Annotated in this window: 21 protein-coding genes and 2 pseudogenes; 14 read left to right on the plus strand and 9 right to left on the minus strand. The window is 72.7% G+C overall.

Annotated features, from left to right (window positions below):
* From ACXJMZ_RS20960 to ACXJMZ_RS20970, 3 genes and pseudogenes are all read left to right on the plus strand, one after another.
* Positions 1-1,065 (plus strand): annotated as a pseudogene (locus ACXJMZ_RS20960) (hypothetical protein); the annotation flags it as partial.
* A 146-nt stretch (positions 1,066-1,211) separates the two neighbouring features.
* On the plus strand, positions 1,212-2,039 hold the full coding sequence (locus tag ACXJMZ_RS20965; RefSeq protein ID WP_457031594.1) for an SDR family oxidoreductase: 828 nt from the start codon (positions 1,212-1,214) through the stop codon (positions 2,037-2,039).
* Positions 2,040-2,097: 58 nt separating this feature from the next.
* Entirely contained in the window at positions 2,098-4,455 is a 2,358-nt protein-coding gene (locus ACXJMZ_RS20970; RefSeq protein ID WP_457031595.1) for a SpoIIE family protein phosphatase, read from the plus strand.
* 30 nt (positions 4,456-4,485) lie between these two features.
* Here the strand turns inward: ACXJMZ_RS20970 and ACXJMZ_RS20975 are convergent.
* Positions 4,486-5,007 (minus strand): annotated as a pseudogene (locus ACXJMZ_RS20975) (snapalysin family zinc-dependent metalloprotease); the annotation flags it as partial.
* Positions 5,008-5,222: 215 nt separating this feature from the next.
* On the opposite strand from ACXJMZ_RS20975, the gene ACXJMZ_RS20980 reads away from it, so the two are divergent.
* From ACXJMZ_RS20980 to ACXJMZ_RS21005, 6 genes are all read left to right on the plus strand, one after another.
* Positions 5,223-6,179 (plus strand): LysR family transcriptional regulator, encoded by a 957-nt coding sequence (locus ACXJMZ_RS20980; protein WP_457031596.1) that lies wholly within the window; start codon positions 5,223-5,225, stop codon positions 6,177-6,179.
* A gap of 90 nt (positions 6,180-6,269) precedes the next feature.
* Positions 6,270-6,701 (plus strand): SRPBCC family protein, encoded by a 432-nt coding sequence (locus tag ACXJMZ_RS20985; protein WP_457031597.1) that lies wholly within the window; start codon positions 6,270-6,272, stop codon positions 6,699-6,701.
* 6 nt (positions 6,702-6,707) lie between these two features.
* Positions 6,708-7,130, plus strand: coding sequence for a MarR family winged helix-turn-helix transcriptional regulator (locus ACXJMZ_RS20990; RefSeq protein ID WP_457031598.1), 423 nt, complete (start codon positions 6,708-6,710; stop codon positions 7,128-7,130).
* An 82-nt stretch (positions 7,131-7,212) separates the two neighbouring features.
* Positions 7,213-8,883 (plus strand): sensor histidine kinase, encoded by a 1,671-nt coding sequence (locus ACXJMZ_RS20995; RefSeq protein WP_457031599.1) that lies wholly within the window; start codon positions 7,213-7,215, stop codon positions 8,881-8,883.
* Complete coding sequence (locus tag ACXJMZ_RS21000) at positions 8,880-9,572, plus strand: response regulator (protein WP_457031600.1); 693 nt, start codon at positions 8,880-8,882, stop codon at positions 9,570-9,572. The genes ACXJMZ_RS20995 and ACXJMZ_RS21000 overlap by 4 nt, the downstream gene beginning before the upstream one ends.
* 183 nt (positions 9,573-9,755) lie before the next feature.
* Positions 9,756-12,329, plus strand: coding sequence for an ABC transporter permease (locus ACXJMZ_RS21005; RefSeq protein WP_457031601.1), 2,574 nt, complete (start codon positions 9,756-9,758; stop codon positions 12,327-12,329).
* Here ACXJMZ_RS21005 and ACXJMZ_RS21010 read toward each other — a convergent pair.
* Positions 12,326-13,150 (minus strand): hypothetical protein, encoded by an 825-nt coding sequence (locus ACXJMZ_RS21010; RefSeq protein ID WP_457031602.1) that lies wholly within the window; start codon positions 13,148-13,150, stop codon positions 12,326-12,328. The two genes, ACXJMZ_RS21005 and ACXJMZ_RS21010, sit on opposite strands and share 4 nt — an antisense overlap.
* A gap of 121 nt (positions 13,151-13,271) precedes the next feature.
* On the opposite strand from ACXJMZ_RS21010, the gene ACXJMZ_RS21015 reads away from it, so the two are divergent.
* Positions 13,272-13,838, plus strand: coding sequence for an NUDIX domain-containing protein (locus tag ACXJMZ_RS21015; protein ID WP_457031603.1), 567 nt, complete (start codon positions 13,272-13,274; stop codon positions 13,836-13,838).
* 54 nt (positions 13,839-13,892) lie between these two features.
* On the opposite strand, the gene ACXJMZ_RS21020 is transcribed toward ACXJMZ_RS21015, so the two are convergent.
* Entirely contained in the window at positions 13,893-16,235 is a 2,343-nt protein-coding gene (locus ACXJMZ_RS21020; RefSeq protein WP_457031664.1) for a Tex family protein, read from the minus strand.
* Positions 16,236-16,498: 263 nt separating this feature from the next.
* On the opposite strand from ACXJMZ_RS21020, the gene ACXJMZ_RS21025 reads away from it, so the two are divergent.
* Complete coding sequence (locus ACXJMZ_RS21025; RefSeq protein WP_457031604.1) at positions 16,499-17,023, plus strand: hypothetical protein; 525 nt, start codon at positions 16,499-16,501, stop codon at positions 17,021-17,023.
* 62 nt (positions 17,024-17,085) lie between these two features.
* Here ACXJMZ_RS21025 and ACXJMZ_RS21030 read toward each other — a convergent pair whose 3' ends face one another.
* Together ACXJMZ_RS21030 and ACXJMZ_RS21035 are read right to left on the minus strand one after the other, a co-directional pair.
* Positions 17,086-17,277 carry a ferredoxin gene (locus ACXJMZ_RS21030; RefSeq protein ID WP_057228920.1) on the minus strand — a complete coding sequence of 64 codons (192 nt, stop codon included), beginning with the start codon at positions 17,275-17,277 and terminating at the stop codon, positions 17,086-17,088.
* A 6-nt stretch (positions 17,278-17,283) separates the two neighbouring features.
* Positions 17,284-18,516, minus strand: coding sequence for a cytochrome P450 (locus ACXJMZ_RS21035; protein ID WP_457031605.1), 1,233 nt, complete (start codon positions 18,514-18,516; stop codon positions 17,284-17,286).
* Between the two features lie 283 nt (positions 18,517-18,799).
* On the opposite strand from ACXJMZ_RS21035, the gene ACXJMZ_RS21040 reads away from it, so the two are divergent.
* Complete coding sequence (locus ACXJMZ_RS21040; RefSeq protein ID WP_457031606.1) at positions 18,800-19,462, plus strand: HAD family hydrolase; 663 nt, start codon at positions 18,800-18,802, stop codon at positions 19,460-19,462.
* On the opposite strand, the gene ACXJMZ_RS21045 is transcribed toward ACXJMZ_RS21040, so the two are convergent.
* The 3 genes from ACXJMZ_RS21045 to ACXJMZ_RS21055 all read right to left on the minus strand — a co-directional run bounded on the left by ACXJMZ_RS21045 (position 19,431) and on the right by ACXJMZ_RS21055 (position 21,134).
* Entirely contained in the window at positions 19,431-20,102 is a 672-nt protein-coding gene (locus ACXJMZ_RS21045) for a hypothetical protein (protein WP_457031607.1), read from the minus strand. The two genes, ACXJMZ_RS21040 and ACXJMZ_RS21045, sit on opposite strands and share 32 nt — an antisense overlap.
* A gap of 119 nt (positions 20,103-20,221) precedes the next feature.
* Entirely contained in the window at positions 20,222-20,572 is a 351-nt protein-coding gene (locus ACXJMZ_RS21050) for a VOC family protein (protein ID WP_057228912.1), read from the minus strand.
* A gap of 154 nt (positions 20,573-20,726) precedes the next feature.
* Positions 20,727-21,134, minus strand: a complete 408-nt coding sequence (locus ACXJMZ_RS21055; protein WP_457031665.1) for a MarR family winged helix-turn-helix transcriptional regulator — start codon at positions 21,132-21,134, stop codon at positions 20,727-20,729.
* A gap of 147 nt (positions 21,135-21,281) precedes the next feature.
* Here ACXJMZ_RS21055 and ACXJMZ_RS21060 point away from each other — a divergent pair, with 147 nt between their 5' ends.
* Positions 21,282-21,656: a cupin domain-containing protein gene (locus ACXJMZ_RS21060; protein WP_457031608.1), complete on the plus strand. Its 375-nt coding sequence runs from the start codon at positions 21,282-21,284 to the stop codon at positions 21,654-21,656.
* Between the two features lie 22 nt (positions 21,657-21,678).
* Here the strand turns inward: ACXJMZ_RS21060 and ACXJMZ_RS21065 are convergent, their stop codons facing one another.
* A complete protein-coding gene (locus ACXJMZ_RS21065; RefSeq protein ID WP_457031609.1) occupies positions 21,679-22,473 on the minus strand; it encodes an SGNH/GDSL hydrolase family protein in 795 nt (264 codons plus the stop codon).
* 93 nt (positions 22,474-22,566) lie between these two features.
* Here ACXJMZ_RS21065 and ACXJMZ_RS21070 point away from each other — a divergent pair, with 93 nt between their 5' ends.
* Entirely contained in the window at positions 22,567-23,373 is an 807-nt protein-coding gene (locus ACXJMZ_RS21070; protein WP_457031610.1) for a GNAT family N-acetyltransferase, read from the plus strand.
* The last annotated feature ends 51 nt before the right edge of the window (positions 23,374-23,424 follow it).

Consider the following 23,424-nt stretch of genomic DNA (forward strand, 5'->3'; position numbering starts at 1 on the left):
TTGCTGACGGGCGGCAAGGTGACCACCCGCAAGGAGGCGGTCCGGCTGGCGGCCGAATACCTGCCGCCGGAGCGGGCCGCCGAACTGCTCCGGACCGCCTATCTGACGCCCGGTCAGCACCCGGACGTCCAGGCTGCCGTGATCGCGGCCGGGGCCGGACTGCTCCAACGCGAGGAGGTCTGGGCCCTGTTCGGCGCGGCCGCCACCGATTCGCCGCAGACCGCGACGGCCCTGCTGCGCACCTGGCCGTGGCAGCTGGCCGAGGCCCACCGGGCCCGGTTCGCCCGGCTGGTCGGCGAGGTCTGCCGCACCGACCGGCCCGAGGCGGCCATCCCTGCGCTCGGCCAACTGCCCACCTGGGCACGGTTCGCACCCGAGGCGGCCGACGTGCTGCCCGCCCTGGTCACCGACCTGACGAACCGGCACACCTGGCAGGCGGCCGCCCGCGCCCTGACCGCACTGGCGGGCAACGACCTGCCGCACCCGCTCGGCGGCACCGCCCCCGGCAGCGTGCTGCACCGCACGGTCACCGGGCTGCTCGCGAGCCTCCGGGCCGGGGAGTTCGACGCCCTGGCCGACCGCGACCTGCCCGCCCGGCAGCGACTGACCACCCTGGTCGGCGGCCTGCCCCGACCCGACCAGCCGTGGATCAGGGCGAACCTGGCCGGGCTGGCCGCCCTGCTGGCCGAGCAGCCCGCCCACCGGGTCGACGTGCTGCTCGGGCTGGTCGATCCGGCGGCCGAGGCGCTCTCCGCGCAGCTGCGCGAACTGGCCGAGGTCTGCGCCGGCCGCCCCGCCCTGGCCGCCTCCGCCGCCCACCGGCTGAGCACCCGGCTCGGCCGGGACCGGCTGCCGGATACGCCCGAGCAGATCCGGCCGGTGGCCGAACAGCTGGCCGCTGACGGCGAGTCGGCGACCGGACTGCTGGCGCTCGGACTGCTCGTCAGCTTCGGCCCCCGGCTCGGCTGGCCCGCCGAGTGGCGGGCCGTGCTGCGGACACTGCGCCGCCACCCGCTGCCGGACGTCCGGGACGCGGCGCTGGAGGTGGTGACGGCGCCGGAGTAGGCCACCGGACAGGTACGTACCGGGGGCGCATCGCGGCCACCGCCTTCGCGCCCCCGGACACCTCCGACCGCCCCCGCGTACGGTGCGGCAACCGGCCCCCGTTTCTGGGACCGTGGGGCCGATCGGATCGGACCTCAGGGGGACACATGGCACGTCGTTGGCTGATCACCGGATGCTCCTCGGGCCTCGGCCTGGCGCTGGCGGAGGCCGTCGCCGCAGCAGGCGACACCGTCCTGGCCACCGCCCGCAAGCCCGCCACCCTGGCGGAGCTGAGCCGCCGCCACCCCGACCGGGTGCTCACCGCCGCGCTCGACATCCGCGACCAGGCGCAGGTGGACGAGGCGGTGGCGCTGGCCGCCGACCGCTTCGGGGGGCTGGACGTGCTGGTCAACAACGCCGGCAGCGGCCTGCTCGGCGCCGTCGAGGAGGTCTCCGACCAGGAGCTGCGCGACCAGCTGGAGACCCTGGTGGTCGGCCCCTGGCGGCTGGTCCGCGCCGTGCTGCCGCTGCTGCGGGCCCAGGGGGCCGGGCACATCGTCAACGTCTCCTCGCTGGCCGGCCGGACGGCGTTTCCGGGCCTGGGCGCGTACGTCACCGGCAAGTACGCCCTGGAGGGCATGAGCCAGGCGCTGGCCGCCGAGGTGCGGCCGTTCGGCATCCGGGTCTCGGTGGTCGAGCCCGGCGGTTTCGCCACCCGCTACGGCACCGTCATCGCCGAGACCGCCCGGCGCGTCCCGGCCTACGCCGAGCAGCTCGAACCGATGCGGGAGGCGATGCGGCAGCTGGAGACCGCCCCCGGGCTGAACCGGCCCGAGTCCTTCGCCGAGCTGGTGCTGCGGCTGGTGGCCGCCGAGCAGGACACCCCGCTGCGGGTCCCGGCAGGGCCGGACGCCTACGCCTACCTGGAGCAGGTCGAACAGGCCGCCCGGGACGAGCTGGCCGCCGCCAGGGCCTTCGCCGAGCTGGCCGAATAACCGGCCACCGGCAGCCCTCCGGTTGACACCCCCGGTGGCGCGGCGCACAGAGTAGAACATGCGCCAGGGAGAACCCACCGAGGTTCTGCTCGCCGAGGCGCTGCTGCGTGCGGTCCGCACCACCTCGGCTTACGGAGGCGTGCTCTACCTGCGCTCGGCCGACGGCCGCTCGCTGGTGCTGAGCACCGTCACCGGCGTCCCGCCGCACCTGCTGAGCGCCTTCCGGCACATCCCGGTGGGCGCCCCGCTCCCGGCCGCCGAGGCGTTCCGAACCGGCCGCACTGTGCAGGTGGCCGACGCCGACGACACCATGCGGCGCTTCCCCCGGCTCGCCGTCGGGCTGCCGTACGTGCACGCCTTCGCCTGCACGCCGATCAACACCGCCAGCGGGCCGATCGGCGTCCTGGCCGTCCTCTGGCCCAGCTCCGCCGTACCGCCGCCGGGCGCCAAGCGGCAGCTGCGGACCACCGCGAACCGGCTCGCCGCCGCGCTGGACGACGAGGTGCCGACGGCGCCAGCCGCCCCGGTAGTGGTGCCGCTCCCCACCACCGGCGGACCCGCGCCCCGGGCCGGCGGCCTGGACTGGCGGCTCGCCGACGGCCGGATCACCGCGGACCCGGCGCTGCTCGCCGTGCTGGGCCTGGCCCCCGAGGACTTCGGCGGCCGGGCCCAGGAGCTGACCGAACGCCTGGAGCCGGCCGACATCGAGCCGCTGCTGGCCGCACTGCGCGCGGACGCGCCGTTCACCCTCCGGGTCCGGCTGCGGGACGGCCGACGCCGGCTCGACCTGCACGGCCGGCCCGGCCGCCCGGGCACGGTCGCTGTGGTCGCCCTCGACACCGACGCCGCGACCGCCGCGGTGGCCGCGGTCGAGCGGCTCCGCGACGGCGTGGTGGCACTCGACCCGGACGGTCGGATCAGCTACCTCAACCACGCCGCCGAACTACTGCTCGAACTCGGGCGGGAGGAACTGACGGGCCATCACCCCTGGTCCGTACTCCCCTGGTTGGCCGAGCCGGCGTACGAGGACCGGTACCGGTCCGCGATGCTCGCCCAGCAGCCCACCGCCTTCCTGGCGGCCCGCCCGCCCGGCCACTGGCTGGCCTTCTCGCTCTACCCCGACGCGCACGGCCTGACCGTACGGATCGTCCCGGCCGGCCCGCCGGGCGCCCACCGGGCCGCCCTGCCGGAGGCACCACCCGCCACCCCCGCCACCCTCGGGGCCACTTACCACCTGCTCCAGCTGGCCAGCGCGCTGACCGAGGCGGTGACCGTCAAGGAGGTCTGCGACTGCGTGATCGACCAGATCCTGCCCGGCTTCGACGGCCAGGAGATGGCGCTCTACCTGGCCCGTTCCGGCCGGATGCACCTGGTCGCGCAGACCGGCTACCCGGAGGGCTTCCTCACCCCGTTCGAGGGCACCCCGGTCCGGGCCAGGCTGCCCGGCACCGAGGTGTTCAGCAGCGGCGCCCCCGCCTTCTTCGAGTCGCCGGCCGAGCTGCTCGCCGCCTACCCCGGCATCGTCCAGGACGAGATGCGGGCCTGGGCCTTCCTGCCGCTGATCGCCTCCGGGCTGCCGGTCGGCAGCTGCATCCTCGGCTTCGACCGGCCCCGGCGGTTCACCAGCGAGGACCGCTCCGTCCTCACCGCGCTCGGCGGCCTGATCGCCCAGGCGCTGGAGCGGGCCCGGCTGTACGACGCCGAGTTCGCGCTCGCCCGGGGTCTCCAACAGGCGCTGCTGCCGCACCGGTTGCCGGAGGTGCCCGGTCTCGCGGTGACCGCCCGCTATCTGCCGGGCACCCGGGGCATGGAGATCGGCGGCGACTGGTACGACGCGATCAGCACCCCCGCCGGGGTCTGCCTGGTGATCGGGGACGTCGAGGGACACAATGTCGGCGCCGCCGCCACCATGGGCCAACTTCGGAGCGCAGTCCGGGCGTTCGTCACCAGCGGCAGCCAGCCGGACGAGGTGCTGACCCGGACCAATCAGCTGCTGCTCGACCTCGACCCCGGGCTGCTGGCCAGCTGCTGCCTGATCCGGCTCGACCCGGCCACCGGCCAAGCGCTCGCGGTCCGGGCCGGGCACGTGCCGCCGCTGCTGCGTCTCCCCGACGGCCACACCGAGCCGCTCGACCTGGCCGGCGGTCCGCTGCTCGGCATCGACCCGGGCGCCAAGTACCCGGCCAGCACGCTGCAGTTGCCGGTCGGCGCGATCCTGGCCCTGTTCACCGACGGCCTGATCGAACGACCCGGCATCCCGCTCGACGAGGGCCTGGACCTCCTGCGCACCGACCTCGCGCACTCCCCCGCCGCCGAACTCGGCGCCCTGGCCGACCACTTGCTGCGGGACGCCCAGCGCTCGTCCCACCGCGCCGACGACGTCGCCCTGTTGCTGGCCTGCCGGACGGCGGACTGACCCCGCGCACGCCAGCGGCCCCGCCCCCGGGGGACCGGGCTCGCTGCACGGACCCGAGTAGTGGTCCGGCAGGCCGAGCACGTGGCCGGTCTCGTGGGCGGTCACCCGGGTGGAGTTGTACTGCTGGTTCTGCCGGTAGTCGAGGAAGATGTACCCGCTGCCGTGGCCGTCGGTGCTGGCGTAGGAGCCGCGCGAGTCGTTGCCCTCGTAGTAGCGGAAGTCCGCGTTGGTGCCGGACCGGAGCTGGACGTTGCGCACCGAACCGTTCCAGATCTGGGCGCTGTTGGAGATCTGGGTGCGGAAGGTCGGCGCGCTGCTGGCGTCGTAGGTGACGACCACCGCGAGCAGGTACGGGTTCGCCGCCTGCTTGGCCAGCGCGGACTTCATCACGGCCTCGTGGAAGGCCTTGACGTCGGCCTGCTCGGCGGCCGATCCGGCGTACTGGGCGACCGCCTGCGGCTGGGGGGCCGCACTCGCGACGGGCGCGGCCAGCAGCCCCGCGGACAGGCCCAGGGTGACGGCCACCGCGGCGGAGAGCATCGAGCGCTTCATCTGGGGACTCCAGTTCATGGCTTCCAAAGCCCTTGTGGGGCAAGTGCTTTGGGAGTGGGGGACGGACTGTCGTGCCACCGAGCTTCGGCCACTGCGACCGGCCTGCGGATGATGCCAGCCGGAGATAACGCCGTCCTATACCCCCTCCCGGCGCATCTGACATGTCCCTGGCGTGAACGGCCGGTCGGCCGTAAGCTCCCCCTGTGGAGCTCGAGGTGAGACACCTTCGTGTGCTGTGCGCGATCGCCGACACCGGCAGCGTCCGAAAGGCCGCCCGGCAGCTCGGCACGAGCCAGCCCTCCGTCAGCACCCAGCTGCACCGGATCGAACGAGCCCTCGGCGGGCGGCTGTTCACCCGCGAACGGACCGGCAGCCAGCTCACCCCGCTCGGCCACACCGTGCTCGCCCGGGCCCGGACGATCATCACCGACATGGCCGAACTGGTCACCGCCGCACGCCAGGAGGCCGACGACTCCGAGCATCTGACGCTGCGGATCGGCAGCGTGGGCAGCCGCGCGGTGGCCAACTGGCTGCGCCGGGTGCACACCCGGCTGCCGGACACCCGCACCACCATCCGGATCGACATCTCCGCCAACGCCCTGCTGCACCTGGTCGCCGCCGACCAGCTGGACATCGCCCTGGTGCACGAGAGCGAGGGCTTCCCGCTCCGGCTGCCCGCCGACGCCGAGCACCGGGTACTGATCGCCCGCGAGCCGCAGTTCGTCGCCCTCGCCCTGAGCCACCCGGCGGCCGGCTCACCGGTGGTACGGCTGCAGGACCTGGCCGCCGACGCCTGGATGGTCGACCCGACCGCCGACCACGAGTACGCGGCACTGCGCCGGGTGCTCTCCGAGGCCGGGCTCAACCCCCGGGTGGTCCAGGTCCGCGACAACGCCACCGCCGCCGAACTGGTCGCCTCCGGCGAGGCCGTCCGCCCCTGCCAGCCCACCTCACTGCCCGGCCCCGGCACGGTGATCCGCCCCGTGCACGGCAACCCGTTCAGCGTCCGCCTGTTACTGGTCTGGCGGCCCCGCGCGCTCAGCGCACCCGCCTTCGACGGCCTGTACGCCGACCTTCGGGCGGCCTACCTGGACCTGGCCGGCACCAACCCGTCCTACCTGGCCTGGCTGCTCAGCAACGACAGCTCGCTGCCCCGCCTGCTGGCGCACTGACCGCCCGGAACCGGGCCTGAAGCCGTGCCTGGAACCGGGCCTGGACGAATACTCTTCGCGCAGATAGTCTTCGCATAGACAATCAGCGCCGTGGAGGCACCCATGTGGACGTACCAGCACAGCATCGAGACCGACGCCGCCCCCGAGGCGATCTGGCAGCTCTGGGCCGATGTGGACGGCTGGGGCGAGTGGAACGGCGAGATCGAGAAGATCGACTTCCGGGGCCCGTTCGCGGTGGGCGCCACGATCGCCATGACCCCGCCCGGCGAGGACCCGATCGAGCTGACCGTGGTCGAGCTCGGCGAGGGTGAGCACTTCACCGACGAGGCGCGCTTCGGCGGGCTGGTGCTGCGCACCACCCACCGGCTCGCCCCGCTCGGCTCCGGGCGCACCGAGGTGGTCTACCGGATGGAGATCACCGGCGAGGGCGCCGACCAGGTCGGCCCGGAGATCGGCCCCGGTATCACCGCCGACTGGCCGGACACGATGGCCGCGCTGGTCGCGCACGCGGCCCGGGGCTGACCGCCGGTGCAGCCGGCCGAGAGTCCCGGCTTCCTGCTCTGGCATGCCACCCTGCGCTGGCAGCGCGGCATCGCCACGGCGCTCGCGCCGCTCGATCTGACGCACGTTCAGTTCGTGCTGCTCGCCTGCACCTGGTGGCTGAACGGCCAGGGTGAGCACCCCAGCCAGCAGGCACTGGCCCGGCAGGCGGGCACCGACGTGAAGATGACCTCGCAGGTGGTACGCACTCTGGAGGCCAAGGGCCTGGTCGAGCGCGAGGTGGACCCGGCCGACAGCCGGGCCCGCCGGCTGCGGGTGACCGCCACCGGGGCCGAACTGGCACCCCGGGCGATCGCCGCCGTCGAGCAGGTCGACACGGAGTTCTTCAGCCCGGTGCCACGCGACACTGTGGTCGCGCTGCTCGGCCGGCTCGCGCACCCCGAGGAGTAGGGCCGGTCTCTGGCTTTCGGCAGAGCGCACCTCATCCCCAGGTCGCATACGGACCCGCACGACCGCCCCGGACAATTGGCCGATGGCCTCCCGAAATCCGTTCACAGCCCCCGGCGAACAGCGCCGGGGGCTGTGGCGCGCGCTCGCGGAAGTGACCGGCGGCGCGCTGCTGATGCTCCTCACCCAGCTGATCCTGGGGGGCCAGGGCCCGTCCGGCGAGCTTCAGCTGCTCCTCGGTGCCGTCGCCCTCGCCCTGCTCGCCGTCCGCCGTCGCTTCCCCACCATGAGCCTGCTGGGCATCTCCGCCGTCGTGGGCCTGCTGCCCGCCGCCGGGCTGCCGGCCGCGATGACCGCGTACACCACGGCCAAGCACCTGACGGTCCCTCGGCGCCGGAGTGCGGTGCTGCTCGCCTCGACCGTGCTGGCGACGCTGGTCGGCGCCGTCTTCGCCCCGGTCCTCGGGCTCGGCGGCCACGCGTTCGGGCTCGCGCTCGGCGCCGTACTCGCCGCCACCACGCTGCTGCTGCCGGGACTTCTCGGCATCTCGGGCGGCCAGGAGGACCGGCTGCTGCGGGCGCTCCGGGACCGGGCCGCCGCCGCGGAGGCGGCCCGTCGGCTCGCGGACAGCGAGTCCCGGATCCACGAACGGTCCCGGATCGCCGCCGAGATGCACGACCTGATCGGCCATCGGCTCAGCGTCATCTCGCTGCACACCGGCGGCCTGGAGATGGCCCTGCAGCAGGAGTCGCCCGAACTCCGCGACGTGGCGGCCCTGGTGCGCCGCTCCGTCGCGGACGCGATGCGGGAACTGCGCGAAGTGCTCGGTGTGCTGGGGCCGTTGGGGCGGGACACCGGAACCGACGCGCTGACCGACAGCACGGGTACCCGGTCCGACGTCGAGGCGCTGGCCGAGGAGTCGCGCAGCGGCGGCATACCCGTCGATCTCACTTGGGACGGCCCCGACCTGAACGACCGTCCGGCCCAGGTACGGCGTGCGGTGCACCGGGTGGTGCGCGAGTCGCTGACCAACGTGCACCGGTACGCCGCCGGAGCCCGGGTCACCGTGGCGGTCACCCACACCGACGACCGGGTGGAGGTGCTCGTACGCAACGGGCGTCCGCCCGTGCCCCCGGAGGCGGAGACCGGCCTGGGCTCGGGGCGCGGCCACGCCGGGCTGCGGGAACGGGCAGCACTGCTCGGCGGCACCCTGGAGGCCGGCCCGACGTCGGCCGGCGGCTTCGCGGTGACCGCACGGATCCCGGCGCTGCCGGACCCGGGAGCGAGCCTGGCCGCCGTGGGCGCCCCGCAGCGTGAGGCACCGTCGGCACCGCCCGCCGACCACCCACCCGCCGGTGTCCGGCGCCGTGCCGTGAAGGCCCTCGGCGGGTTCCTCGGCCTGATGGGCGTGGGCGTGCTGATGATGTGCGGCCTGGTGCTGGTCAGCCAGGCGTTCCCGGAGCCCGACCCCCGCAACCACGAGCCGCCCCGGATCGGGATGTCCCGCACGATGGTGGAGGAGGCCGTGTACGGGGACAGCACGGCGGCCCGCGCGGCGGCGACGGGCCGGGAGCCGGCCCACCCGGAGTCGGTGACGAGCTGCATGTACTCGACGTTTCCGCTCGATGGCTCTGCTGCCGAGCCCCCCGACCACCTCAGGATCACCCGATTCTGCTTCCGTGGCGATACGTTGGCCACGATCGACCGCTTCGCCGTTCCCCTGGTGTCGCGCACAGCACCGTGGGAGAGCCCGTGACCGACCTGCCCGTCTCCGACCACCGCCCGATCCGGGTCCTGCTCGCCGACGACGAGGAGCTGATCCGGCACGGCGTCCGGCTGATCCTGCGTCATGCCGAAGGCATCGAGGTGGTCGGCGAGGCGACGAACGGCGAGGAGGCCGTGCGGGTCGCCGGTGAGACCCGTCCCGACGTGGCCCTGATCGACATCCGGATGCCGGTGCTCGACGGGCTCGCCACGATCGAGCGGCTGCTCGAGCTCCGGCCCCGGCCGCAGGTCGTCATGCTCACCACCTTCGGCGACGAGCAGAACGTGACGCGCGCGCTGCGGTCCGGCGCCACCGGCTTCCTGCTCAAGGACGACGGCCCGCAGGAGCTGGTCAGCGCCGTCCGGGCCGCCGCCGTGGGCGACGCGGTGCTCTCACCGAAGGTCACCCGCAGCGTGATCGACCGCATGCTCGACGGCGGGACCGGCCGGCCGGGCCCCGAGGAGGCACCGGCAGTGCAGCGGCTGGCAGCGCTCACCGGCCGGGAACGCGACGTCCTCGTCCTGCTGGGCCAGGGCCTCGCCAATGCCGAGATCGGCCGTCAACTGGGCATCGGCGTGGGCACGGTGAAGAGCCACGTCAGCGCCGTCCTGGTGAAGACGGGCACCGACAGCCGGGTCCAGGCGGCGGTGCTCGCCCACCGGACGGGGCTGCTGTCCTGAGAGCCCGGGTCTGCCGAGGGACAGAGCCGGCCGTCCGCCCCGAGGAGTACGGACGCCCCCGGGCCCGACCTTCGGCAGACGTCGCGGTCAGGCCCTGCGGCCGACGGTTCGTCAGCACGGCGCATCGAGGATGAGGAAGTCACCGAACCTCTCCCCCCGTAACCCCGGAACTGGACCACCGCCATGCTGCGTACAGCCCTGCGCAACGTCTTCGCGCACCGAGCCCGCCTGATCATGACCGCCCTCGCGATCACGCTCGGCGTCGCCTTCGTCTCCGGCACGCTGGTCTTCGGCGACACCGTCACCCAGGCCCTTCGCGGCGCCTCCGCCAAGAACCTCAAGGACGTCGCGGTCTCCGTACAGGCCGCTGCCGAGCGGAACTCCGACAGCGCGGCGGACGACAGCCGGTCCACCGCGCTCACCGCTGAGCTCGCCGACCAGGTCCGTGCCGTGCCCGGCGTCACGTCCGTGCACCCCACCGTCAACGGCACCGCCACCCTGGCGGCCAAGGACGGCCGACCGCTGAACGCCGACAACAGCTGGCAGAACCTGGCGGCCAACTACTCACCGGACACACCGGGTTCGGACCGGGACAGCCGCTTCCCGGTCAGCGCCGGACGCAGCCCCACCGGCGGCGGAGAGCTGGCCCTGGACCGGCGTACCGCCGAGAAGGCCGGCTACGCCATCGGTGACTCCGTCCGCTTCGCCACCACGGGCCCCGTACTCACCAAGAAGCTGGTCGGCACCGTCGACACCGACGACCCGCGCGTGACCGCGGGCGGCAGCCTCGCGCTCTTCGACACCCGCACCGCGCAGCAACTCTTCCTGCAGGCGGGCCGGTTCGACGAGTTGGCCGTCGGCTCCGCACCCGGCACCGACAACCAGGAGCTCACCGGCCGGATCCGCGCGCTGCTGCCCACCGAGGGCATCACGGTCACCAGCGGAGCCCAGCTCGCGCACGAGCAGGCGGAGCGGATCGCCGAGAGCACCAAGGCGCTCACCCGGATGCTGCTGGCCTTCGCCGGGATCGCGCTGTTCGTCGGGGCCTTCGTCATCGCCAACACCTTCACCATGCTGATCGCCCAGCGCAGCCGGGAGACCGCGTTGCTGCGCGCCGTGGGAGCCTCCCGCCGCCAGGTCGTCCGCGCGGTCCTCGCCGAGGCCGGACTGCTCGGACTCGGCGCCTCGGCAGCCGGCATCGCGCTCGGACTCGGTATCGCAACCGCCCTCAGGCCGCTCCTCAACGCGAGCGGCGCGGGCCTGCCGGACGGCCCGCTGGTGATCTCCCCGGACGCGCTCGTCCGGTCCCTGCTGGTCGGCGTCGGCGTCACCGTGCTCGCCGCCTGGCTGCCCTCCCGCAAGGCCGCGAAGGTCGCACCGGTGGAGGCGCTGACCTCCGTCGACCAGACGCCGCCCAGGCGCAGCCTGATGCTCCGCCACAGCCTCGGGGTGCTGCTCACCGGCCTTGGTGTCCTCGTCCTGCTGTACGTCTCCACCCAGACGAACGGGGGCGACTCCAACCTGAAGGCCGCCGCACTCGGCTCCGTGCTCACGTTGACCGGCATGATCGTGATCGCACCGCTGCTGTCCCGGCCGCTGATCCGGCTCGCGGGGGCGTTCACCACCCGGTTCTTCGGCGTCAGCGGCAAACTCGCCGAGGAGAACGCGCTGCGCAACCCGCGCCGCACGGCCGCCACCGCCTCCGCCCTGATGATCGGGCTCACCCTGATCACGGGCCTGAGCGTGACCGGCAGCTCCATGAACGCCGCGCTCAGGGCGGCGGCAGTAGCCGGTCTGACCGCGGACTACCAGGTGTCCAACACCGGCTCCGGCGGCCTCGACCCCGCACTCGGCACGAAGGTCGCCGAAGTCCCGGGCGTCACGGAGTCGGTGTCCCTCGCCTCCTCGACCCTGGGGGCGCGGGGCGAGTACGCCACGCTCACCGGTGCGGACCCGCAGCGGCTCGGCAGGGTCTCCGACCTGAGGTTCAGCAGCGGCTCGCTCGCCGACCTCGGCCCCGGCAAGGTCGCGCTCTCCGACAAGCTGGCCAAGGAGACCGGCCTGACGAAGGGCGACACCTTCCAGGGCACGGTGGGCTACGGCCACGGTAAGAAAGAGCTGACCGTCGTCGGTGTCTACCAGCAGACCCGCGCCGTCGGCGGCGCCCTGGGCACCATGGACGAGGTCCTGCCGTACGCGAACGGCGGGAGGCTCGACAGCATCCTGGTCAAGGCCGCGCCCGACCGGCACACGAGCGGCCTCGACCAGGACATCCGAGCCGCTCTCGGCAACAGCCCGCTCCTCCAGGTGCAGAACCAGGATCAGTTGACGAAGGCTCAGTCCGGCGAGATCGGCGCGATGCTCAACATGATGTACGGCCTGCTCGGCATGACCGTCGTCATCGCGGTGTTCGGCGTCGTCAACACCCTGGCCATGTCGGTCTTCGAGCGGACCCGGGAGATCGGGCTGCTGCGCGCGATCGGCCTCAGCGGCAGGGGCGTCCGGCAGATGGTGCGCCTGGAATCGGTGGTGATCTCGCTGTTCGGCGCAGTCCTGGGCATCGGCACGGGGATCTTCCTAGCCTGGGCGTGCGGCAGCCTCAGCAAATCCTCGCTCCCGCAGTACGAGATCGTGCTGCCCTGGGCGCGGCTCGGCCTGTTCCTGCTGCTCAGCCTGGCGATCGGGGTGCTGGCGGCGGTCTGGCCGGCCCGCCGGGCAGCCCGCCTGAACATCCTGCGGGCGATCAACGCTACCTAGCTGAGCAGCAGTTCGTGCATCGAGCCGGCCATCGCGGCGACGAAGGCGGCCCGGGTCGGCCCGTCCACCAGGTCGAGCGAGAGGTAGGGGTTGAGGTCCTCCAACTCGACCAGCAGCAGGCCGCCTTCGGCCGTCCGGCAGGCGTCCACCCGCTGCACGCCGTGGTCCAGCGAGTTCCAGTCCACGAAGGTCTGGGCGAACGCCAGGTCGGCGGCGGTCGGCCGGTACGGCTCCAACTGCCAGCGGGCGGCCGGGTCCGGGGCGTACAGCGCGTACTGGAACTCCCGGCCGACGAAGTAGAAGGAGACCTCGTACCGGAAGTCGATCCGGGGCTGGAGCAGGGTGGAACCGTCGAGCTCCAGCTCGGCCACGGCGGCGGCCGGGAGCACCGCGAGGCCGATCGAGTCGGCGCCGAGCTTCGGCTTGGTGACGTACTCGGCGACCTCGGGCAGCAGGCCGAGGTCGGCGCGGTCCGCCACCGTCGGGATCACCGGGTGGCCTGCGGCGGTCAGGTCGAGCAGGTACTGCTTGCCCGCCATGTCGCCCCGGCCGTGCAGCGGGTTGAAGACCCGGGTGCCGCTCGCCAGCGCCCCGGCCCGGAACGCGTCGTAGCTCTCCTGGTAGTGCAGCACCGGACCGCTGTTGCGGACCACCGTCAGGTCGAAGCCGTCCATCAGGGCGGCCGCGTCCAGCGGGTGGCAGAGCGCCAGCTCGAACTCGAAGCCGCTGCGCAGCGCGGCCGACAGCGCGATGTCCTCGTCGCAGTAGCGGCGGCCCCGGGCCGGGTAGGTCAGGTCGGTGACATAGAGGATCCGGGACATCGGCGGGGCTCCGTTCGGCAGGTGCGCCTCACCCTACGTCGGACGGCCGGACGGCCGGCCTGCCGGGTCGTCCGGCTGGAAGATCTCCTCGACCGGGCGCCGGAAGGACTACCATCTGTGAATGACGGACACCTCGGAGAGAGCACCGGAACTCGCGGACCTGGCGGCCCGGTTCCCGCAGTTGCACGCGCCCCAGCGCTGGTCCTGGGGCGGCATCGACGCACAGTTCTCGGCGGTGCTGCCGCCCGACGAACTCATCACCAACATCCACCTGGTGGGCTTCTCCGGCGATCAGGTGGTGCTCTGCCGGGACGCCCGCGGGCACTGGTTCCTGCCCGGCGGCACCCGGGAGGCGGCCGAGAGCATCGAGAGCTGCCTGGCCCGCGAGCTCCGCGAGGAGGCCGGCGCCCGGCTGCTCGGCGAGCCGGTCTGGATCGGCGCCCACCGCTGCGTGACGGACCATCCGGTGCCGTACCGCCCCTGGCAGCCGCACCCGGAGAAGGCCTGGCTCTGGGGCTGGGCCGAGGTCACCGTGGACTCCGAGCCGAGCAACCCGGAGGACGGCGAACAGGTGGTCGAGGTCCGCGCGATGGACCCGGCCGAGGCCCAGCACCTGCTCACCCACCACCGCGAGACCTGGTGGCACGAACTGGTCGCCCTCGCGGTCGAGTCCCGCCGGGGACGCTAGCGTCCAAGCGGATCCGGCCCACCGCCACGTCGGCAGCGGTGGGCCGGGGACCGCCTACTTGCCGGTCAGACCGGCCCGCCGGAGCGCGTCGGCCATCGCGCTGTTGGCGGCGGGCGCGGGAGCCGGGGCGCTCCTGCGGTCCTGCCGGGGCGGCTTCGAGCCCGCTCCCCGGCCACGGTCGCGGTTCCGGTCCTGGTCCCGATCCCGCTCGCGCGGCGCCGCAGCACCGACCTCGTCGTCCAGCCGCAGCGTCAGCCCGATCCGCTTGCGCGGCACGTCCACCGTGACCACCCGGACCTTGACGATGTCGCCGGGCTTGACCACCTCGCGCGGGTCCTTGACGAAGTTCTTCGACAGCGCCGAGACGTGCACCAGACCGTCCTGGTGGACGCCCACGTCCACGAAGGCACCGAAGGCCGCGACGTTGGTGACCACGCCCTCCAGCACCATGCCCACCTCGAGGTCGCCGAGCTTGTCGACGCCCTCCTTGAAGGTCGCGGTACGGAACGCGGGTCGCGGGTCGCGCCCCGGCTTGTCCAGTTCGCCGAGGATGTCGGTGACGGTCGGCACGCCGAAGGTCTCGTCGGCGAAGTCGGACGGCCGGAGCGCCCGCAGCGCCGCCCCGTTGCCGATCAGCGACGGCAGGTCGCCGCCGGTCGCGGCGAGGATCTTCCGCACCACCGGGTACGCCTCGGGGTGCACCCCGGAGGCGTCCAACGGGTCGTCACCACCGGGGACCCGCAGGAAGCCCGCGCACTGCTCGAACGCCTTCGGGCCGAGCCGCGCCACGTCCTTGAGCGCCCGCCGGGTCCGGAACGGGCCGTTCGCGTCGCGGTGCGCCACGATGTTGTCGGCCAGCGTGCCGGTGACCCCGGAGACCCGGGTGAGCAGCGGCGCGGAGGCGGTGTTGACGTCCACGCCGACCGCGTTGACGCAGTCCTCGACCACCGCGTCCAGCGACCGGGAGAGCTTCAACTCGCTCAGGTCGTGCTGGTACTGGCCGACGCCGATCGACTTGGGGTCGATCTTGACCAGCTCGGCCAGCGGGTCCTGGAGCCGGCGCGCGATCGAGACCGCGCCCCGGATCGAGACGTTCAGGTCCGGCAGCTCCTGCGAGGCGAAGGCCGAGGCGGAGTACACCGAGGCGCCCGCCTCGGAGACCATCGCCTTGGTGAGCTTCAGCTCGGGGTGACGCTTGATCAGGTCCTCGGCCAGCTTGTCGGTCTCCCGGGAGGCCGTGCCGTTGCCGATCGCGATCAGCTCGACGTCGTGCTGCTTCGCCAGCGCGGCCAGGGTGTTGATCGAGGCGTCCCACTTGTTGGCGGGCTGGTGCGGGTAGATGGTGTCGTACCCGAGCACCTTGCCGGTGGCGTCCACCACCGCGACCTTCACGCCGGTCCGGAAGCCCGGGTCCAGGCCCATGGTGGCGCGGGTGCCGGCCGGGGCGGCCAGCAGCAGGTCGCGCAGGTTGGCGGCGAAGACCCGGACCGCCTCGTCCTCCGCCTCCTGCCGCAGCCGGGTCCGCAGGTCGATGCCGAGCCGGACCAGGATCCTGGTCCGCCAGGCCCACCGGACGGTGTCGCCGAGCCACTTGTCCGCCGGGCGGCCCCGGTCGGCGATGCCGAACTTGGCGGCGATCCGCTGCTCGTAGTCGTTCTCGCCGGGCAGATCGCCGTCGGCGCCCTCGTACGGCGAGAGGTCGAGGTCGAGCACCTCCTCCTTCTCGCCGCGCAGCATCGCCAGGATGCGGTGCGAGGGGAGCTTGCCGTACGGCTCGGCGAAGTCGAAGTAGTCGGCGAACTTGGCGCCGTCCTGCTCCTTGCCGTCCCGGACGGTGGCGACCAGCCGGCCCCGGGTCCACATCCGCTCGCGCAGCGTGCCGACCAGGTCGGCGTCCTCACCGAACCGCTCGACCAGGATCGACCTGGCCCCGTCCAGCGCCGCCGGGGCGTCGGCCACCACCTCGTTCAGGTAGCCCGCCGCGAGTGCCGCCGGGTCCTTGGACGGGTCGGCGAGCAGCGTGTCGGCGAGCGGCTCGAGACCGGCCTCGCGAGCGATCTGCGCCTTGGTCCGCCGCTTCGGCTTGTACGGGAGGTAGATGTCCTCCAGCCGGGCCTTCGAGTCGGCGGCCAGGATCTGCGCACGCAGGACGTCGTCCAGCTTGCCCTGGCTCTCGATCGACTCCAGCACGGCGGCCCGCCGCTCCTCCAACTCCCGCAGGTAGCGCAGCCGCTCCTCGAGCGTGCGCAGCTGGGTGTCGTCGAGCTCGCCGGTGACCTCCTTGCGGTAGCGCGCGATGAACGGCACGGTGGCGCCGCCGTCGAGCAGTTCGACGGCAGACCTCACCTGCCCCTCCCGTACGCCCAGCTCTTCGGCGATCTTCCGTTCGACTGGCATGGTCACGAAGCCGGTCACCTTCTCCTGATTCAGCCTGAGTTCCGCCCCGCATTCTGGCAGGTAACCCCGACCGGACGGGTGCGACCTGCATCCCGGGGGTGGCGCGGGACCCTGATCCTTGCGACCCGCCGTCACCGGAGCGGGGATGAGGGCGCTCCCCCGCGCGGGTGAGACCGCCGGGCGGGCGTCCGTCCGGAGCGGGCCTACCGGCCCCCCCTCCGGGTGGACGTGAAGGTGGCCACCGGCCGGAAAGGATGGTGTCCATGACGACCACTCAGCTCACCGCCACCGCCTCACCCGCACCCCGTTGGGCGGTCCGGGCCGCCCATGCCGCCGCGCTGGTCTCCCTGCCGTGCGGGATCTGGCGTCTGCTGCTGGCGGCCGGGCAGCACGCCGGGTACACCGAGGAGGGCTACCTGGCGGCACAGGGGTCGATGGGCCCCGGCTGGGGCGCGGTGTACCTGATCGCGCTGAGTGCGGTGAGCGAGCTGGCCGCCCTGCTCACGCTCGGCCTGGTCCGGCCCTGGGGCGAGGTACTGCCGCGCTGGATACCGGTGTTGGGCGGTCGGTCGGTGCCGGTGCGGGCTGCGGTGGTCCCCGCCACGGTCGGGGTGGTGGTGCTGGCCTGCCTGTGGACGCCGTTCCTACTGTGGTGGACCTTCCCGCACGCCGACATGACCCCGCTCGGCCACACCCTGCTCGGCTTCGTCTACCTGCCGCAGGTCGCCTGGGCCCCGCTGCTCGCGGCCGTCACGCTCTCGTACCGTCGGCGGCGCCGTGCGGTCTGACCGTCCTGCAGAGCCGGGGTGCTGCGGAGGGCGGCCGCAGCACCCCGGTCCCTGAGTGGGGGTCAGTCCTCGTCGAGAGAAATCGCTGCGACGGGGCAGCGCTCGACGGCCGAGCGGACAGCCGGCACGTGGTCGGTGCCGTCCGTCAGGAGCGTGACGAGACCCTCCTCCTCGTCCTGGGCGAAGACGTCCGGCGCAGTGAAGACGCAGGTTCCCGAGCCGATGCAGCGTTCACGATGGACCGAGAGGGCCATCGGAGGTCACCAGGTGACCGGTAGTGCGTCCAGGCCCTGGATGAGGGTGGCGCGCTTGAACGGGAGCTCCGACGCCGGCACCGCGAGCCGCAGGTTGGGGATGCGGGCGAAGAGGGTGTCGTAGACGATCTTCAGCTCGACCCGGACCAGGCTGGCGCCGGGGCACTGGTGGACACCGTGGCCGAACGCGGAGTGCAGGCCGATCTCGCGGAAGATGTCCAGCTGGTCAGCGTTCTCGAAGACGGTCTCGTCCCGGTTGGCCGAGGCGGTCAGGTTGATGATGCCCTCGCCCGCCTTGATCTTGACGCCACCGACCTCGAGGTCCTGGGTGGCGACCCGGGAGGGGGCCGAGTCGGCGATGCTGAGGAAGCGCAGCAGCTCCTCGATGGCGTTCCGGGTGAGCTCCGGGTCCGCCTTCATCTGGGCGAGCTGGTCCGGGTGTTCGAGCAGGGCGGCCACGCCGAGCACGATCATGTTGGTGAGGGTGTCGAAGCCACCGGAGATCAGCATCCGGGCGAGCGCGACGATCTCCCGGTGGTTGAGGTTTCCCTCCTCCTTGTTCTTGAGCACGATCCGCCCGAGCAGGTCGTCCTCGGTCGGGGACTCCTCCTTCGAGGTGACCAGCTTGTCGAGGTAGACGTCCATCTGGTGGATGGCCATCCCGACCTCTTGCGGGGTGACGTCGCTGCGCACCGTGACCTCGGCGAAGTCGCGGAACTCCGGGATGTCCCCGGCCGGCACGCCGAGCAGCTCGCACAGCACCAACGACGGGACCGGGATGGCGAGTTCGGTCAGCAGGTCGACCGGCCCGCCCTTGGCGAGGATCGCGTCGACGTGCTGGTCCACGATCTCCTGGATGCGCGGGGTGAGGGCCTGCATCCGCTTGAGGGTGAACTCGGGGATGATTTCCCGACGGTGCCGGCCGTGCACGGGCGGGTCCATCGCGACCAGCGGCAGCTCCATCGCCTGCAGGATGTCGTCCGGCACCGGCACCTGGAGCGGGTAGCCGGGGTGCTTGAAGTTCGAGCTCATCGTCGGGTCGGTGAGAACCTGACGCACGTGCTCCTGTCGGCTGACCGCCCACATCTCCTTGCCGGACACCGAGAGCGTGACCTTGGAGACCGGCTCCTCGGCGCGCATCACGGCGTACTCGGCCGGCGGCTGGAACGGGCACTTCCGCTCCATCGGGAACTGCGGCGGGTCTTGTCTGAGAGGTGAGGAGGTATCAATTTCGGTCATTTCCGCTCCCATTGTTCGGCCCCCTGGGACCAGTCGAGCACCTTTGCGAAAGGGAAGATATCTACTCCGGGCGCCCCACTAACCCCCTAGCGGACCCCTCAGAACGGTGCTTCAAGACCCCAGCCACCGGTATCGTCCCTGGACGCACGACCTCGAATTTGGTAGTGGTCATGTCAGATCGCCTGCGGCCGAAAGCACGGGCGTCGCACCGAGCCCTCTTGACGGATCACCGGAGCACTGAATCCAGTGGCCGACGGCCGACGCCGGGTGGTATCCAGGCGGGATGACACCGCTACCCGGTCCCCGCAGGCCGGCCTTCGACGCCGTCCTGTGCGATATCGACGGCGTGATCCGCTTCTTCGACCACACCGAGGTGACCCGCCTGGAACGCGCCGCAGGTCTGCCCCCGGGCAGCACCTCGGCGGTGGCCTTCGGCCCGCAGACTGCGCTGCCACTGATCCTCGGACAGCTCACCAGGGAGCAGTGGGCGGACTCGATCGCCGCCGGACTCGCCTCCCGGGCCGGGGCCGCCGATGCGCGTGCACTGGCAACCGCCTTCACCGGCAGCCCGGTTCGGGCCGACCAGGAGGTGGTCGACCTGCTGCGCAGGGCCCGTACGCACTGCCCCGTCCTGCTGGTCACCAACGCGACCCCGTGGCTGGATGACGACCTCGCCCGGCTCGGCCTCGCCGACCTCGCGGACGACGTGGTCAACAGCGCACTGGTCGGCGTCGCGAAGCCGGACCGCCGGATCTACGAGATCGCCGCGGCCCGGGCCGGCACCGCACCCGGGCGCTGCCTCTTCGTGGACGACCGGCAGGAGAACGTCGAAGCCGCCGAGCAGCTCGGCATGACGGGTGTTCACTTCCGCGGCGCGGCCGATCTGCGCGCGGCACTGACGCCGGTGGCGGGGCTCAGCGCTTCAGGAGCAGGTCCCAGACTGTGAGTTCGGCGTCGAGTTCGCCGTAACTGCCCTGTGAGTAGTGGGTCTTGGTGATCTTGAGCAGGCCGATCGGCGAGCTCTCGTCGACCACGCACACCTGGTCACCCGCGACCACGTCCACCTGGTCGTGCGACTGGGTCAGCAGCAGGTTGCGGCAGCCCTGGGCGGTCGGTTCGCCGGCCTCGGTCCAGAGTGCGGACTTGCCCTTGACCTCCATGCCGTTGCTGCCGGTGCGCCTTGCGGACGGCTGGAGGAACGAGAGCGTGTTGGAGCTGCCCTTGACCGGCGGAACCTGGGTCAGGTCGATGCCCTCCATGCCCAGCACCACCTTCCCCGTCCAGCGCACGGCCACCCCGGCGGCGGGGACCGGAGCCGGCTTCGCGGTGGCACTCGTGGCCGGAGCTGCCGAACCGTCCGCCGGGGTTGGGGCCGGCGCGACCACCGAAGTCGTCGGCGCGGCGGACGGCTGCGAGCTGCCGCCCATGAACGCCGCCACGGCGCTGGCCACTCCGGCGACCGCACTCACGGCCGCCGCCACCACGCCCCAGACCATCACCGGCGACCGCCGGTGGGCCTCCGGCGGCCCAAAGACGCCAGTCGGCGGACCGGCCGGGTCGCCGAAGGAAGGTGGCCGCTGCTCCATGGATTCCCCCGAGTGCTCTGGTGGCCGCGACGGAACTCGCGTGCCGTTGAATCACCGGCACGATAGCAACTTCTGACGATGTTTCATCATCGGCCCGCGAAGCTCAGGCCCAGGTCCGGTCAGAGCCCGTACGCGACCGGGTGGGTGGGCTGGTAGAGCGGCAGCTCGAAGCCGCTCGGCAGCGGGATCGCGGTGACCGTGCCCCAGCTCTGCCGGGTCGGCGGTGCGACCGGCCGGACGCCGTGCTCGGCCAGGCGGGCGAGCACCGCGTCGAGGTCGTCGCACATCAGGTAGCACTCACTGTGCGGCGGGGCTTCGGTCGGATGGAAGGCCAGCTCGGCCGGCGGCAGCTTGAAGATCAGCCAACCGCGGCCGGCGTCGACATGGGCGAAGCCGAGCACGTCACGGACGAACGCCCGGTCGGCCTCGGCGTCCGAGCTGTGCAGGATCACGTGTGCGCCACTGAACATGACCCGATCGTAGAAGTCGCGCCGCCGACCGCCCGCGCGAACCGCCGAAGTGCCACCCAGGCCTTGGTCCTGAGATCCGGGGGCGGCGTGCGACCCGGCGGACGGACGTGCGCCGGGTACACCAACCAGCTTCGATCCGTGGACCGACGGTCTGTCACCACACCGGCCGCAACCGCCCCGAGGGGGCCAGCCGGGCCAGGTCGTCATGAAGCTGTCGGAGCCGTTCGGGCCCCAGGACCGAAGCCCACGGGACCACCGCCTCGGCGGCGGCCGCGTCGGCGGCGCGGGTGCACTCCCAGCCGCGGCCGGTCAGTTCGATGAGTTTGGCACGGGCGTCGGTGGGGTGCGGATGGCGTACGACGTAGCCCTTGCGGACCAGTTCTTCCACCATCTGGCTGGCGGCCTGTTTGCTGACGCCGAGGTGTTCGGCCAGCTCGTTGACGGTGGCACCCCCCGGGGCGAGCCGGGCGAAGGCGAAGCCGTGGGCCGGACGCAGGTCCTCGAAACCGCGCCGGCGGACGCCCGCGTCGATCTCGTGGACCACGTCGGCGGTCAGGGCCATCAGCAGTGGAGGGATGCTCAGGGCGATGGGGTCGGGCTCGCTCATGCGCGAGATTGTGCCACTCATTGATGTCATCCCCTTGACGAAACGGTCAAGTGGCTTGACCATATAGACAAGCAGCTTGACCATCGAGGAGAGCAGAGGCCCTTGCCCGTCATCCGCAGCACCCAGACCACCGTGCACGAGATCCACGGCGCCCGGTTCACCACCCACGCCAACCCCGCCACCGGCAGTGCCGAGCTCTGCGCCTGGCGGCTGGACGTCCCGGCCGGGACGTCAGGCACCGCACACACCGTCAGCCGCGAGGAGATCGTCCACCTGCTCGCGGGCGCCCCCGACGTCCTGCTGGACGGCGAGCGCAGCACGCTGGCTCCCGGCGACACCGTGATCGTCCCCGCCGGCTCCAGCTTCTGCTTCGACAACCCCGGCGACCTGCCCGCCACCGCCTGGGTCACCACCAGCGTCGGCCTCGAGGCCACCCTCGCCGACGGCACGGTCATCGCCCCGCCGTGGGCCAACTGACCGACCTTCGTCGGACGGGCCGTCAGCCCTCGTACGGCAGCAGCTCGGCCCGCTTCGGCACCCGCCCGTCGCCGGAGGACCTTCCGGTGAGGCGGCGGCCGATCCAGGGACCCAGGTGGATCCGCAGCCAGCGCAGGTCGGAGCGCAGCTTCGCGCTCCGACCGCGCGGCTCGGCGGTCGGCAGCGGGGCCCGCCAGTCGAACGGGGCCGGGCGTCCCAGCGCCTCCAGGACGGCGGTGGCCACCCGGCGGTGCCCCTCCGGCGAGAGGTGCAGCCGGTCCTCGTCCCAGAGCCGGCGGTCGTCGAAGCAGGGTGCGGAGTAGAGGTCGACCACCACCAGGTTGGGGTGGGCCTTGGCCAGCCCCTCCACGAACGCCTTCATCCGCAGGATCGGCGGCAGCAGCCGGGCACTGCCGCCCATCCGCCTGGTCGGGTCGGTGCTGGTGAACATCACCACGGTGCCGCCGCCCGCAAGCAGGCGCTCGGCCGACCGGCCGAGCAGGTCCTCCACCTGGTCCACGTCGCAGCCCGGCCGCAGCACGTCGTTCAGCCCGCCCGCCAGGGTGACCAGTTCGGCGCCCATCGCGGCGGCGGAGTCGATCTGCTCGTCGTGGATCTGGCCGATCAGCTTGCCGCGCACCGCCAGGTTGGCGTAGCGGAAGCCGGGCCCCTGTTCGGCGGCCAGCGCCCGGGCGACCCGGTCGGCCCAGCCGAGGAACTGCCCGTCGGGCTGCAGGTCGTCGCACATGCCCTCGGTGAAGGAGTCCCCGACGGCGACATAGCTGCGGTACGTGGTGGCGGTGGTGATGTTGTCCATAGCTCAACAATCGTACGCCCCGTACTACCGGCCGGTAAGCCGTGGTCCCGATATCCGGTGGCGGATCGCCCGTGGTGCTGGTTGCATGCGCGCGTGACCGATCTCCTCGACCGCCTTGAGCGGTACTACGACACCGCACCCCGCAGTTCCGCCCGTTCGGAGAGCTTCGGGCCGCTCTCGCTCTTCGTCCGGGAGGGCGAAGGCTGGCCGTACTACGCCAGGCCCGCACTCGGCTGGACCGGTGCGCCGGTGACGGTGGCGGACGTGGACCGGGTCAGGGCCCGGCAGCGTGAGCTCGGCCAGCCGGAGTGCTTCGAGTGGGTCGCCGAGACCACCCCCGGCCTGCGCGCCGCCGTCGAAGGCTCCGGACTCTCGGTGCACGAGCACCCGTTGATGGTGTTGGACCCGGCTGCCGCCACCGCCCCGTCGGCCACCGCCCGGGTGGTCGGCGCAGACGAGCCGGCGCTGGCCGCGGCGCTCGCGGTGGCCTTCCTCTCCTTCAGCGAGCCCGGCACCGCGATAGGCACCGCAGGTCGGGAGGAACTCGCCGCGATGACCGCCAAGTTGACCGACGACGGCACGGCCGCCCGGATCGCCGGGCGGGTCCGGGACGGCCTGTCCGTGGTGGCCGCCGCGTTCGGCCCGGACGGCACCGCGCTGTGCGGCGGCCAGCACCTGCCGGTCGGTCCGGTCAGCGAGGTGGTCGGCATCGGCACCCTGCCGTCCGCCCGCCGCCAGGGCCTCGGGTACGCGGTCACCTCGGTGCTGGTCGCGGACGCCCGGGCCCGCGGGGTGGAGACGGTCTTCCTGTCGGCGGGCGACCAGGACGTGGCCCGGATCTACGCCCGGGTCGGCTTCCGCCCGGTCGGCACCGCGCTGATCGCCGAACCGGCCGAGTAGCCGGGCCCGTTGGCGCAGCAAGCCGGGGCCGCACCTTGAAGGGTGCGACCC

This window comes from Kitasatospora sp. P5_F3 (assembly GCF_054049135.1).

Coding starts and splice junctions, on each gene's coding strand:
- ACXJMZ_RS21035 (WP_457031605.1), bottom strand. CDS start 18,516: ATGACCGAAATTGATACCTCCTCACCTCTCAGACAAGACCCGCCGCAG.
- ACXJMZ_RS21055 (WP_457031665.1), bottom strand. CDS start 21,134: ATGGCCCTGACCGCCGACGTGGTCCACGAGATCGACGCGGGCGTCCGC.
- ACXJMZ_RS20970 (WP_457031595.1), top strand. CDS start 2,098: ATGCGCCAGGGAGAACCCACCGAGGTTCTGCTCGCCGAGGCGCTGCTG.
- ACXJMZ_RS21050 (WP_057228912.1), bottom strand. CDS start 20,572: ATGTTCAGTGGCGCACACGTGATCCTGCACAGCTCGGACGCCGAGGCC.
- ACXJMZ_RS20965 (WP_457031594.1), top strand. CDS start 1,212: ATGGCACGTCGTTGGCTGATCACCGGATGCTCCTCGGGCCTCGGCCTG.
- ACXJMZ_RS21030 (WP_057228920.1), bottom strand. CDS start 17,277: ATGGCCCTCTCGGTCCATCGTGAACGCTGCATCGGCTCGGGAACCTGC.
- ACXJMZ_RS21010 (WP_457031602.1), bottom strand. CDS start 13,150: ATGTCCCGGATCCTCTATGTCACCGACCTGACCTACCCGGCCCGGGGC.
- ACXJMZ_RS21040 (WP_457031606.1), top strand. CDS start 18,800: ATGACACCGCTACCCGGTCCCCGCAGGCCGGCCTTCGACGCCGTCCTG.
- ACXJMZ_RS21025 (WP_457031604.1), top strand. CDS start 16,499: ATGACGACCACTCAGCTCACCGCCACCGCCTCACCCGCACCCCGTTGG.
- ACXJMZ_RS21005 (WP_457031601.1), top strand. CDS start 9,756: ATGCTGCGTACAGCCCTGCGCAACGTCTTCGCGCACCGAGCCCGCCTG.
- ACXJMZ_RS21015 (WP_457031603.1), top strand. CDS start 13,272: ATGACGGACACCTCGGAGAGAGCACCGGAACTCGCGGACCTGGCGGCC.
- ACXJMZ_RS21045 (WP_457031607.1), bottom strand. CDS start 20,102: ATGGAGCAGCGGCCACCTTCCTTCGGCGACCCGGCCGGTCCGCCGACT.
- ACXJMZ_RS21020 (WP_457031664.1), bottom strand. CDS start 16,235: ATGCCAGTCGAACGGAAGATCGCCGAAGAGCTGGGCGTACGGGAGGGG.
- ACXJMZ_RS21065 (WP_457031609.1), bottom strand. CDS start 22,473: ATGGACAACATCACCACCGCCACCACGTACCGCAGCTATGTCGCCGTC.
- ACXJMZ_RS20995 (WP_457031599.1), top strand. CDS start 7,213: ATGGCCTCCCGAAATCCGTTCACAGCCCCCGGCGAACAGCGCCGGGGG.